This is a genomic window from Allobosea caraganae (assembly GCF_003351345.1).
GTDB lineage: Bacteria > Pseudomonadota > Alphaproteobacteria > Rhizobiales > Beijerinckiaceae > Allobosea > Allobosea caraganae.
Window position 1 is genome coordinate 1 of record NZ_QQTO01000008.1, and the last position, 13224, is coordinate 13224.

Sequence of the window (13224 nt, forward strand, 5' to 3'; positions counted from 1 at the left end):
GCGCCATCCGCTCCCAGGCCGCGTCGTTCAGAACAAGGCGATCCATCACACCCAAGACTGCCTCCCAAAAGCAGTCTTGAATCACAACCCCCGGAAAATGGGAATCCTAAGAGTCCACACCACCTAGTTATCAGGCGAACTTCTTGTAGCCGCCGAAAGCTGCCTGGCAGTCGTGGGCGTATCAGGCGCAATGCCTCGATCTGGCCCATTGCAGACTCTGGCACCGTCCGCTTTGCGGCAGTTCAATTGGTGCGAGATGGGTATGACGAGGATACCCTGCCTCTGAAGAATTCGGTCCGATCGCGAAGCCGTATCTCACTCGATCACGAGCCAGCTCCCCGACCAGGAGGGTCAGCTTCCGTTACCCCGGGAGAGCCAGGCTTGGCAGCAGTCACCGAGTCTAGCTGCGCATGCCATACAGCTTCAATTGCCTCGGCCGCTTTACGGAACTCAGAAAGGCGGCACAGCTTGTCCTTCAGATCCTCTATTATGGCTGAGTTTTCGGGTTGCCCGTGCTCGGCGAGCACAACCAGTCGCCTTACCAGCTGGATGTCGGGGGCACCGCCGGCACCAGCAGCCTCCGCGAGCGCGACCCATGGCTTGGCTCGGTCCATCTCGGCCTCGGCGGCCTTTCCGATTGCAAAGAGGATCGCTATGCGTGCGGCCCGATCTATATCTTCCGCCGTCTGCAACCACATCCTGGAGGAGTCGGCCATCGTACCTTGCGCAGCATCCAGCTCCATCGCCCGCCACGCTGTCCGAAAGTAGACCGGTTGCGGAGCAGCCGGATCGAGACGGTTGAGCACCGCGACTATATGATCGAAATCCATTGGAACACGCTGCGTCGATAAGCTCGCGCGATGCTCCCACAACTGCAGAATTGCTGAGGCGCACCGAGTTTCCGCTACATCGCGCGCTTCGGGTGGAGCCAAACGTGCCGAATCCATTAGTTCGGCCACATAATGTGCCATCCAACGGCCTAGTGTGTCAGTCGAGCGATCGAGCTCAAGTTCGGCGACGAGTGCCTGGCCGAGGTTGAGGATCGAAGAGAATGCGCCACGGCTCACAGTCGGGACGGAGGAGGACGATTTCTGTGACTTTGCGGGCAACTTCGCCCTCCTTGTCGCGTGCGTGACGGGGCTGGATCAACTTGCGCCGCAAGCTAATTTCTACCACCAGATCGAGGCTGGTAGAGCGCATGAGCCGCTGCAGGAAATCTTGCGTAGCGAGAAGTCGGCGGCCGCCTCCGTTGCGGTTGTCTTCTTCGTCATCAGCACCATCGCTCCATACCTGCGAGCGCAGCTGCGGCACGCCGGCTGTATCGAACCAACATCTTTCACTGCCATCAACCCGCAGATTCAGATCGCGCACAAACGGGTCGGCTGGAGCGAGCACGTGCGGGTTTAGGTTAGCGGCCCAAGGGTCGTATTCGTCGAGTCTGCGCTCGCCGGTGCCGTCGCGCACCCACCCCTTGAACAAATAAGGCGGGTTGTCGATCTCAAGGCTGTCCTGGAAATCTGGAACCTTGAAGTCGTGCGGATCACTTGCAGTTTTTAATGCCCGGACTAGCGCCTCGGATCGATCGCGCGATGCCAACGCGCTGCTAATGCTGACCACTTGTTCGCGTTGGCCGACATAGCTGGTCCAATGCCCTGATACTACGACTGCGTGATCGGGCAACATCAGCAGGCCGTATGCCTCATCAACCCGCGCCGATGCGGGCCAGTCTACATCAGCGATCGCCGGGAAGGAGTGCAGATCGACAGGCGTCGGATCACGGCGATCTGCCAGCCACAAGCCGTCGCGTCGACTTAAACCGTGTCCTTGGAGCCACTCCGGCAAGCTAGACCAGCTGTCGTCAGTACCTGTGCGTGCTGGGTTCGTTTCTAATAGTTTTCCAGCAACAGTCATCAGCGCGTGAAACGAGAGATAGAATTGTAGGTCATCAACCCTAGGCGTTGTGCCATGCGAATGTCGCCAGCTGCTACGCTCAAAGTAACGGCGGGTAGCACGTTCATCGCGGTCCCACCGGCCATTCTCGCTCAATCCCCAATCGTCTCGAATGACCTTCTCTGCCTCGTCTTCGATGCTCTCTTGCGCCAGCCCGAAGACCCGGCCGAGCGGCGCCATCCAATATGGCCCAATGTCAATGCCGAAAGAGAAACGCGTCTCGTCATAGGAACGCCTCAAGCCGGTTCGCTGAGATGCCGCACTTTCTTTTGCAAGTGGCGGCAGGCGCGAGGTGTTGATAGTCCGCAGATTCTCCGCCTCGCACTTCTCAAGTTCGAGAAGATTCTGTCGAGCTAGCGACAGAAGCGAGCGAGCGGCAAAACCACGCTGGAGCACATGCGGTCGGTCACGCCGAGCATTGTGGCGCAGAAAATCAAGATGTCCCACCAACGCGGGGCCGCTCTCATCCGCAGCTCGCGCCAACGCGATCAACAGCCAAAGCAGTGCGTGCTGATCGTAGAAGCGGAGGTCCGCGTCAACGAATGCATCCAACGCCTTCCCCTCCGCGTGATCGATCAAATTCAACAGCACGGTATCGCGACGCAACAGGCAAAGGGCGCGCACACTATGTGCTGCCTCCCACCGTCGTTCAGAGACAGGCGACCCCAGCGCAGCCCAAATGAATCCGGCCATCGCCGTCTCAACTTCACGCGGCGGTTTGAGCCGCAGGGACCATGCGCCGTCGCCATCGGTCGGCTCGAACGAGGGCTCGTACAGATCGAGCCCATAGCGAAGCGCTGCCATCGCTTCCTCGTCACTGAGTTGATGGGATAAGATACCCGCCAGTCTAAACAGACCCTCGGCAGCGTCCGGAACGGCCGTGTCGGCGATTGTACTGATAGCCTCCTTTGTCAATTCACGCATTGTCAGCCCGCTGACCTCGAAAGCCAACTTCCACGGCAACAGTTCGTAGTGGCGGTTGGCAGACACACGTGATGCGTCTTGGCGGCACACTTTCCGAAGTAAGCGCTGCAATGCTGAACGGACGGACAGTCGCTGCTTCCACGTGGGAGGCAGGGCCTCCAAAAGGGCACGCACGTCGAGCAGGTCAAGCAAGCGACTTTCTTGAAATGCGTCAAGAAATGCCGCCTCGTCACCGGGTCGGACGCGCGACATAGCCTGCCGGTTAAACTCCTCCGGCCAGAAAGGCGCTTCGCCGGACCGGAACCGATTACTTGCGGCGAGCAGGTCCGGGCCGGACGTAAGCGATAAGTTGGCGAAGATGTTGTTCCAATCCTGTGCGGTAGCTTTCGACGACGGGCTCCAGCGTTCCTCACTGCTGGGTGGTTGGTTAGCTTTAACAAGCTCCGCGCTACAGAGCGAAGCTTCGGCTTCTGGCAAGTCAATTTTGGACGACCGCAGAAGCGCGACGACCCTACGCAGCCTTTCAACATCGGTGGAGAAACGTTGATAGCGCACAAAATACTGCGCCGCAGTTGCCCTCCGGCCGGGATCGCGCTCGGCGGCCAAGGCGCTTTCCAGCAACTCATCCTGCTTCCACCAGCTTCGTATCGGGAGCAACGCCAGCGCGGTTCGCGCGTCAAGGTTGCCGCGCGTTACCAGTCGATCGACCATCACAGGCAACAATCGCTCCTCACGCCCAAAGCGGCGATCAAGCCAGCGGCTGAGGATGGCGAAGGCTGACGGGGGTGAAAGGTCGACCAGCGTCTCGACCGTGTGTTCCCAGTCGAAATGCTTGTCCCGCGTGACGAAGTCATAGGTCAGCTCAGCGGCGCGCGCGAAGCGGTATGCCGTTTCCGGATCGTCATGATCGCCGCGCGCGGCTGTCTCACCCAAATGCAGTATGGCCTGCCAGCGTGCGAGGTTCTCCGAGCCGATCTTCCCCGAAGCGGCGACCGCTTCATCAAAATATGCCCGTGCCTCCGGCAAGCTTGCCGGCAGCACAGCGCGGGCGAGCTGAATCAACGTCTTGGTTTTCTGCTCGGCGTCTTCGCGCTCGCGGGAAGCGAGGTCAAACGCCTCGCGTGCGAGGTCCAGCGCACGCGCCTGGCCTCCGGCTAAGCGAGCCAGTCGATGAGCGAGTGTGAGCAGCGTATTGGTTCGGAGGGGCTGCCGGAGCTTGCGCCGCCACGCGTCGAAAGAAGCCCACTCCCCAGCGTCGGCTCTGGTGACGACTATGATCTCCCCCCACCAAGCGGCGACCTCGTCTGCTGTGGCCGACTCCTCGCGATAAGATGTGCCCTCAGCCTTGGTGGACTCGGTGACTGTCTCCGCCAAGCGCTGTGCGGCGGCAGCGGTACTGACCCGCCCAAGTGTCACTACCGCCCAGAGCCTCGCCCAGGGCAGCAATGCTCCGACGTCCTCTCGGAAACGTTCCGCATCGACATCGTGACGATGCTTGCTGGCCAACGCTTTGCGAATTTGTGGAGCAGCGAGCTGATCAAGCTGCAACGAGGAACCCTTTAGCGCTGCCCATAGGGCATACGCCCTCATAAGGCCAGCTCGCGCACCATCGAAATTAGCGTGCTGACCACCCAGCGAACGTGGTGGGCGAGCTGGGAGGTAACGGCGCATCACTCCTATCAGCTTCCGGCGAGGTGCCAGTCGGCTCTCCGCGGCAGAAGCCACCAACGCCGTTACTGCGGCAGTCAGCGTTTCACCGCCACGCCAATCGTCAGCTGCTTGTAGCTTCAGGTGGCGGCTGGCCAGAAGCGCAATCGCGCGCTGAACAACGACGGCCGGCGGGTTCCGGCCTACAGCGGACAACTCCAGCCCGATCGCGAGCAGCAGCCCAATGTCGTTCCCAGCTGCCAGCGCCAATGCATCCACATCAGAGAAGCGTGCGGCATCAACCAGCCTAGCAGCGATAATACGCCCGGCCTTAAAAGCGACATGACGTGGATTCCACCGGCGTAGCTGCCAAGCGCTCTCCTGCACTCCGTGCAGGTTCAATTCTGCCCAAGCTAGCTCGGCGATATCGGCAATCTCTACTCGCTCTCCTGTCCATTCTTCTCGAGGCGAGCGGTTCCAATGATCGAGCCAGCCATGCGCAATGCGCAGCCGGTTCCGCGCGTCGCCCGCGAGCGCGGACGCCCCAGACAGGAATGCCGCCTCGTAGGCGTGCTCCGAACCCGTCCAACTGCCCCCTTCGATTTGGCGGCGGCCAACCTGTTCCGCCATCCGCGCGCCGTCGAAGAAATGGACGCCAAGATCAGTATTGGCGCTGATCAGTTGCTGCTGCCGATCACCGGCCGCCACTTCACCTCCGGCCTTGAGCGCCAGTTTCGCGGCAGCGTCATACTGATTGTCGCGCAATGCGGCTTGGAGAGAAAAGCGAAGCCGCTGCAGCTCTACGTCCCGGCGCGCGACCGCATCGTCCTGGGGCAACGCACCACCTTCGAGTGATAGCCGCACGAGCGAGGCGAACTGGTTAGCCTCCAGCATTAGTTGCGGGAGCGTTGCCGCAACGTAGGCGCTCGACGACGCCAACGGCAGTAGCCGTGCGACGAAGTCATCCAGCCGCTCTGCTGAGGGGCGGAATCGCTCGCGAAACCATGTTTCCGTGGGCTCGTCCCTGAACTGCACCGCACCATCGCGGACGAGGAGCGGTCGGCCGAGATCATTGGCGAGGCTGGTCACTAAGCTCATGGGCACGTCAGCCGTGCGGGCGACGATCGCCAATGGCACGAAGGGCCGCAAGGTCGCGAGCGCCTCGCATACACTGTCGAACTGCCTCTGCTCCACCTCCGGCGTCTCATCGCGGATCTTGACTACCGCCGCCTCGAGCAGGCGGGCGATCGTGTCCTGTACGGTCAATGGTTCGGGTCCCAACCCGGCGAGAACCGATGACAAGCTCGCATTCCCGGCAAGCGCAGTCGCCTGCACCCGTGGGTTGGATGATGTAAGCCGATGGAACTCCTCGACATCGCGGATGGAGGCATTCCTGAACGCGGCCCGCAGATTCTTCGCCGTTTCACTAAGGGAGAATGGCAACAGGTCGATCCGCCGCGAGGTGGGCGGTGGGTTGAGGAGGTCGACTCGGTGCGTCCGTGCGGTCAGCACCAGGCGCACATTATCCGGCAGTTGCTCGCGTAACAGCAGGCGGGCGAAGCTGGGACCATCATGCGCTTCGCGCGCTGCCGTTTCGGCGTTGTCCGCCGCATCGATCACCAAGCAGAGCAATGCCGCTGGGTCGCGGTCTCGTAGCGAAGTGCTCGCTTGCTCTAGCCGCGCTCCGAACGCCCGGGCGTAGGCCTTGGCATCAGCCTTGTTCGTCGGGATTAGCGGGTCGCAGAGTGCCTGACCCGCCAGTTCGTTTGCGAGTTGAACGAGACCGTCTCTAGGTCGGTGCCGGTGGCCGCTAAGGCTGCGGTAAGCGCCATTGCCGAAACAGTCATAGACGATCGTCACGCTACCCGAAGGAAGATAGTCGCCGATGCGCGTGGCCAGCACAGACTTGCCGACACCGCCTTCGGCCTGGATAAGGATGGGGTTGCGATCAGCGACAATTGCCGCCACGAGATCCGGCAACTGCTCGCGATCTACCAGCTCGCCTGGCCTCTCGATCAACGACTTGGCAGGGTACAGTTCCAGCTCGCTCGCTCCGATGGCGCGTAGCACGTCGTGCCGGGTGATTGAGGGATTGCCGGTGAACTCCGACGTGGCCTTGCGCGTAACCAAATCCTTGAGCTGAAGGGGGGCGTCCTTGTCGCTGTCTGGCAGATAGGCGGATAGATCGGCGCCGAGCAGCCGGCGTTGCTCCAGGTAGTCGGGCGCTCGGGCATTGAGCGTGAGCTGAGCGACGAAGCCGTGCAGGGCGGAGCCCGTCAGGCCTGTGGTCTTGGTAAGACTTGTCTCATCCGCGTCGGACTTCCCCGCGTGGATAGTCGCAATCGCATCCGTCACCGTCTCGGCAATCGACCGGTTGGTCTCGAACGCGAAGAAGAAGCGCTTAGCAACGTCCTCGACACCGAAGCGGGCGACTAGCTCGACATAGCGTTCCGCGAACTTAGCGAGTGTCGGCTTGAGGCCGTTCATCTGCCACGGGCTTTCGGCTCGTTGAGTCGAATGCTTAAGTTGCAAATAGACGACGCGTGTAGCCGACGCCAAATCGGTACTACCAAAGTACTCGGCCACGTCGATTACATCGAGGCCGGCCCCGATCTCCTCGCCCTCGCCCGGTGCCACTCCCTCGATCGTGACCGCGACAAGCGTCGAGGCGGGGGGCAACATCGCCAGCGTACGCCTCGCGGCCCAGGCATAGTGAAACTGGTCGCCGTCCCGGCTCGGGCGAACGAGGTCAGCATAAGCTCTGTTCTTTGTCGTCATGCTTTAAGCTTGATGTAGCTTCCGGCTGATTCGCTGGTATTGAAGGAAGAGTAGGTCATCTGTTTTCCGACACAAACTGCGTGCCGGCTCAAAGGAGAGTGCCGGGAATTGGCTCTCTGGCGAGACCCGGGGCGAACTCCCGCAACGTTAGCGTGTCTCGACACGAAGAACTTGAGCGCCCATGCCGTCTGCTACGATCGATTTCCGTGTCATACGACCTCATCATGGTAGCCAGCACGGTGGCTTCGAAGAGTTAGTCTGCCAGCTCGCGGCTCTGGAGACACCGTCTGGTGTGCCCTTTTATCGCAAGGGTGCTGGTGCCGATGCGGGGTTGGAGTGCTATCGGGTCGATCGCGATGAGGAGGAGACTGGCTGGCAAGCTAAGTATTTTTTTGATCTGGGCAGCAGCGAAGCATCGCAACTGACCGATTCCTTCACCCATGCGGTCGAACGGCACCCTCGGCTGGTGCGCTTTATCGTCTGCCTACCATTCAACCTCTCGGATGGACGCATCGGCGGCAGAATTTCCGAGCGCGATCGCTGGAACGCTTGGGTGAAGGCCCGAACGAGCGCAATCCTTCCGCGCGTTGTCACCATCGAGTTGTGGGACGAAACTCAGCTGATCGAGCGCCTGTCGCGAACCGATCCACGCCACGCTGGGCGGCGGCAATATTGGTTCGATGCAATTCAATTCACGACTGAGTGGTTCCGAACTCGCTTCGAGATCGCTCGCGAAGCGCTGGGCAAGCGTTATACTCCTGAGCTCAATATCGAACTTCCTGTCCGTCGCGGGCTGTCCGCGATCGCGCGAGATCCGGCGTTTACGGATAGCCTTCGGCACCTCGCGGACGACATCGATGAAGCCAGGCATCGCGCGACCGACTGCATTGCCCGGCTGCTTGCATCTGGACCGGCCGCCGCGCCAGGAACAGCTCTCGACGCTCAGCTTCGCGCGATAAGTACGTCGATCCGGACGGCTCCGATGGGACCTGCCGAGCCGGTACCCTTTGAGACGTGGGAGCGAGCGCTCGATCAAGCAAGTGCGGCACTGGGCGCCTGCTCGGCAGCGGTTTGGGATCTGCGCAGCCAGCCGGGAGGTGACCGGGAAGAGGTGAGGCGAGCGCACCATTATGCAGACCGTCTATATGGGGCGCTCGACGGACTCTCCAAAGCGATCAATGCGCCGGAAGGCCGGTTGGCAAATGCGCATCGCCTCCTCGTCACCGGTGAAGCGGGTGTAGGCAAATCCCATCTGCTGGCTGATGTGGCCGACCATCAAATTGCCCATGGCTTTCCGGCCGTTCTCCTCCTTGGCGCAAGTTTCGTTGATGGTGAACCCTGGCGTCAGATTGGCGACCAGCTCGGACTCACTAACGCTACTCCAGACACGATTCTCGGGGCCCTCGATGCCGCCGGCGAGGCTGCTGGCACGCGCGCGCTCGTCATGATCGACGCGATCAACGAGCGCGGTGGCATTGCCACTTGGTCCAGAAGGCTGACCTCGTTCCTCGCCACCGCCAATCGCTTTCCACATGTTGCGTTGGTCCTGTCGTGTCGTACGACCTTCCTGCCCTTTATCGTGCACGAGGTCGATGAAACCGCACTGCCGCGCCTCGCGCATCCCGGCTTTTCCGGCCGAGCGGCAGAAGCCGCGCAGCGCTATCTTGATCATCGTGGCATCGTTCGCATGGCCGCACCAAATTTCTCACCCGAGTTCGAGAATCCACTGTTTTTGCGCACTTGCTGCGACGCGCTCGAGCGCCGTCGGGAGCACGAGCTTCCGCGCGGGCTTGTCGGGGTCTCAAGCGTATTCGATTTCTACTTCGCTTCGGTCTCGGACGCGATCACCTCGCGAATGGGCTTGTTTCCCCGATTACAAATCGTCGAGCGCGCTCTGTCAGTGCTTACACAGGCAATGGTCGATGAACGCAGTGGCTATCTGCCGATTGCGAGAGTTCTCGCCCTGCTAGAGGAACTGCATCCCTCCCACGGACAGACAGAACAAAATCTGTTTTTCCAGCTTGAGAATGAGGGCGTCCTCACCGTCGAGCCGTTGGTCGACGGAGCCACCACGATCGAGATGGTCCGCTTCACTTTCGAGCGGCTGAGTGACCACCGCATCGCGCAGGCCCTGCTGGACGCGGCCATCACCGCCGATGATCCCGCGCCCGCGTTCGCGCCGGACGGCCCACTACGAGATTATGTGGTTGGGCGACATACGTCGCGCTTTGCAGGCATCGCCGAGGCGTTCGCAGTACAATTGCCCGAACGCTTTGGCGTCGAGCTGATGGAACTGGTCGATGACGAATTCGCGCGTTACGATCTCGTACCCGGTTTTCGCGCGAGCTTGTTGTGGCGGCGCCAGGGCGCCTTCAGCGCTCGCACGCTGCATATTCTCGATCAGTTCGCCGGTTATATGGATGGCGATCCTTGGCTCGACACCATGATTGCAATCGCGACGGAGCCCGGCAACGCCTTCAATGCTGACCATTTGGATGGTTGGCTCCGGCCGATGTCGCTGCCCGAACGCGACGAGCTCTGGTCGGTGCGCGCTACATATCTAGCCGGGAACGAACATAATGCGATCGACACTCTCATTCAGTGGATACTCGCCAACGGCCTGAATCCAATCGAACCTGAGCGTGCTCGCCTGACCGCAATGACGCTTTCCTGGCTTACCAGCCTCAGCCATCGCGTGATTCGCGACATGGCGACTAAGGCGCTAGCAACGCTGCTCGTCGAACGGCGCCCCCTTGCCGCGCAACTTATTGAGCGTTTTGCAGACGTGAATGACCCTTATGTCGTCGACCGTGTGCTCGCCGCTGCTTACGGTGCAGCCACACGCAGGCACAACGACGACGGTCTCGCTGCACTCGCGGAGGCTGCCTATGGTGCAGTTTTCGCGGACGATCCGATTCGCGCGCACGCGCTGATTCGCGATCATGCGCGCGGCATTATTGAGCTTGCCGCACATCGTGGAGCAATACCCGCAGGCATATCGCTCGATCGCGTACGCGGCCCTTATCCCTCCGGCGCACCGCTCGAGGAAATAGGCGACGCAGTGCTGGAGCGTTTCGTGCAAGACTATGGTGGTACTCTTCTGCGCGACGATATAGTGAGCTCTGCCGTCGAAGACGGTGATTTCGCGCGCTACGAAATCGACCCGCTGGTGCGCAAATTTCTTCAGCTTCCGCGCGAGGAGGTCGGCCGTTCCATTAGGGCACAGTATGGCGATTGGTATGCGCAGGCGGTCGCACCGCATCCTGAGCGTACGGCCGCACTCCAACGCGTCATCGACCTTTCCGGGCAATTGAGCGGTATGCCCTTTGATTTCAACATGTGGCTTAACGCGATTGAGGACACCCCAGATATTCAGGGGGCGGAGATTGAGAAGCCAAAGCGAGATGACGTTGAGGAGCAACGCGAAGCGGCGTCTAATGAATTTCAAGCACTACTCAGCGAGACAGAGCTTCGCGAATATAGGATTTATGGCAAAGTCTGGGTCGAGCAGGCGATGTGGGATGCCGACACATCGCCAAGATACCCAAGCTACGATAGCCAGAAGGCGCGACGATGGATCGCGTGGCGTGCGCATGACCTCGGATGGACGCCTCAGCGCTTCGCCAATTTTGAACGGGACATGCCGAGCCGGGGCCGTAGTGAGCACAGTATCGAGCGGATCGGTAAGAAGTACCAGTGGATCGCCCTTCATGAACTGACAGGTCGGCTTTCCGACTTTGTCGCAGTCGATGGCGGCTACAACGATGAGCCACGGTATTATTCGGGCTCATGGCAGGTCGAAACACGTGAGATGGACCCAACCATTCTTGTGACGCGCACTGCTCAGCGCGATGCAAGCAGCCAGCCTGCAACCTGGTGGTCACCTCACGCGCCGCGTTGGCGTGAGGACCCGCCCAAGGCTCGTATGGCCTGGATGCGCGACGAGAGCCGCGACATTCCGGATCCTGCTATGCAATTCCAGGTCAGCGACCCCGATGGCCGGCACTGGTTCGTTCTGGAAATGGGGGCCACTCGCAACCAATCGGTCTTGCTCGAGGGCGAGCGCGTCTTTTTGCGCATGACTTGGCACAAGATCCAGTCGCTATTGGTCCGGCGAAGTGATGTTGAACTCCTGATGCGACTCTTACGGGGCCCGAACGGCGAGCGTGATCACTTGCCAAAAATTGAGTTGCCATGGCACGCTTATCTTGGCGAATACCCGTGGCACCCCGCCTATGAAACCCTGCGCGACGACTGGCGGATGGGTGAACCTGAAGTCGAGGTCTTCGGCACCATCGCCGATCGCTACGTCGAACGCTCGGGGCACAATTACTCGATCGAGGAGAGCTTCAACCTCACAATCCCTGGTCCGCGCTTGATGAGGGGCCTCGGTTTGCGCCTCGCAGAAGGGCGCTCGCTGGCCTACAGCGACGCGCGGGGCCGGATCATATTCAAGGACCCATCCGCTGAGGCGTCTGGCCATAGCGCCGCGGTCGTCGATCGAGATGCGCTTTGTGCCTTACTCGCGCGCGACGACTTTGAGCTTGTCTGGGTCATCACGGGCGAAAAGAGCGCCCATGGCGGACGTCCCCATAGGCATGGCTGGGGAGGGCAACTCGACTATTGGGGCATTTACCGGTTTGACGGCACAACCATTTGGGGCGAGCTTCAGTTCGCGCGCAACGATCCTCAGGCCAGCCAGTTGGCGGAGTTTCTCGCGCATCGCTGATCTCCTGAAATGCCCAAGTCGAAGATCATCGTGCTCGCGACAGAAGCCTGACGTGCGGTGTACGGAGACAAGAACGTAGGGCATCGAGCAGGCTGCCCTCCAACTGATCCGTCGAAACCATCGAAAGGCAGCCTATCGTTCATGCTGTTGTTGCCCCTCTAGTCCCAAACCGAGGATTGCACCTGACCTCGGACAGCCTGTCTCGCCTAGCCGCCCTGGAAGCCGTGCTCAGGCCGTCCAAGTTCGGCAAAGTCGCTGATCGACGCCTTGCCGTTGACCATTGAATTGAGCACATCGGTCATGACTCCCTCGAAGGCGTCAATGACCTTGGCTGGCGTGTCGGCAAGGGTGTGTTCGAACAGCAGGGCGTCGTGCATGGGCAAGACCACCCGCACGTCACCGATGGGGGCGACCGCTAACAGCGCGCGCTTGAATATCAGGGATGCCGTCCCTTGGACCACTTGGCTGACCGCCGAGCGCTGCTCCTTGCCGGTGAGCTGCCCCGCGCCGGTCCGTCGATAGTGGTTACCGAAGACTGTGGTAACGCGGCCGGTGCGCTGGAACTCGGCCCAGACGGACTTCTTCCAGTTCTCGTACTGCTGAAAGAGTCGGAATGCTTCCTTCGCCTTCTGTCGGTCCACCCCGAGTGCGAAGGCCGCGTCGATTAGAGCTTTCCGGCTCATCCCGTACGCGTAGGAAAGGAAGAGTTGCTTGGCGGCTTTCCGGTTGCCGACGAGACCCAGATGCGTGGTCGCAAAAAGATCGTACATGTCACCTGCAGCGTAGAGGCGCTTAAGTTCCTCGTCACCAGAGAGGGCCGCCATTATGCCGACCTCGAACTGATCGAAGTCGACATAGCTAAGTTGGGCGCCGGCGCGCGCGCTGATGATGGACCGGAACTGTTTCGGGATGTTCTGAAGGCTGGGGCTACGCAGTTGGACGCGCGATGTGCGCGAGCCAAACACGTGAGCGGGCTTTCCGAGCGTCCCAATGGGGGCGATATCGAACCTGACGTGATAGCGCAGCGGGGGTCTGTTTTCGGGCGGGGTCCCAAGTTCCGCTTATGGCGGATACCGTTGAAAAAGTCGGCCTGCGAGCGAGGCGATCACGAGCTGCGATTTGCCTGCGGGCGCATTCGCCCTTCACGCGGCCCTCACCTGCGTTCCGTTGGGCAGGAGCTTGGCGAGCTTTCTGAG

At 60.8% G+C, this 13224-nt stretch carries 4 protein-coding genes; 1 reads left to right on the forward strand and 3 read right to left on the reverse strand.

Annotation, left to right across the window (positions count from 1 at the left end; translation table 11 throughout):
- Positions 1-323: 323 nt before the first annotated feature.
- On the reverse strand, positions 324-830 hold the full coding sequence (locus tag DWF00_RS04185; protein ID WP_114832841.1) for a hypothetical protein: 507 nt from the start codon (positions 828-830) through the stop codon (positions 324-326).
- 175 nt (positions 831-1005) lie between these two features.
- Positions 1006-7299 carry a hypothetical protein gene (locus DWF00_RS04190; RefSeq protein ID WP_114832840.1) on the reverse strand — a complete coding sequence of 2098 codons (6294 nt, stop codon included), beginning with the start codon at positions 7297-7299 and terminating at the stop codon, positions 1006-1008.
- A gap of 181 nt (positions 7300-7480) precedes the next feature.
- Here DWF00_RS04190 and DWF00_RS04200 point away from each other — a divergent pair, with 181 nt between their 5' ends.
- Positions 7481-12028 carry an NACHT domain-containing protein gene (locus tag DWF00_RS04200; protein ID WP_147283852.1) on the forward strand — a complete coding sequence of 1516 codons (4548 nt, stop codon included), beginning with the start codon at positions 7481-7483 and terminating at the stop codon, positions 12026-12028.
- A 206-nt stretch (positions 12029-12234) separates the two neighbouring features.
- Here the strand turns inward: DWF00_RS04200 and DWF00_RS04205 are convergent, their stop codons facing one another.
- A complete protein-coding gene (locus DWF00_RS04205; RefSeq protein WP_245973743.1) occupies positions 12235-12993 on the reverse strand; it encodes a DNA polymerase in 759 nt (252 codons plus the stop codon).
- Positions 12994-13224: the final 231 nt, after the last annotated feature.

What these genes read in the sequence shown, in the direction of transcription:
- DWF00_RS04185 (WP_114832841.1), bottom strand. Translation starts at nt 830, where the DNA reads ATGGATTTCGATCATATAGTCGCGGTGCTCAACCGTCTCGATCCGGCT.
- DWF00_RS04190 (WP_114832840.1), bottom strand. Translation starts at nt 7,299, where the DNA reads ATGACGACAAAGAACAGAGCTTATGCTGACCTCGTTCGCCCGAGCCGG.
- DWF00_RS04200 (WP_147283852.1), top strand. Translation starts at nt 7,481, where the DNA reads ATGCCGTCTGCTACGATCGATTTCCGTGTCATACGACCTCATCATGGT.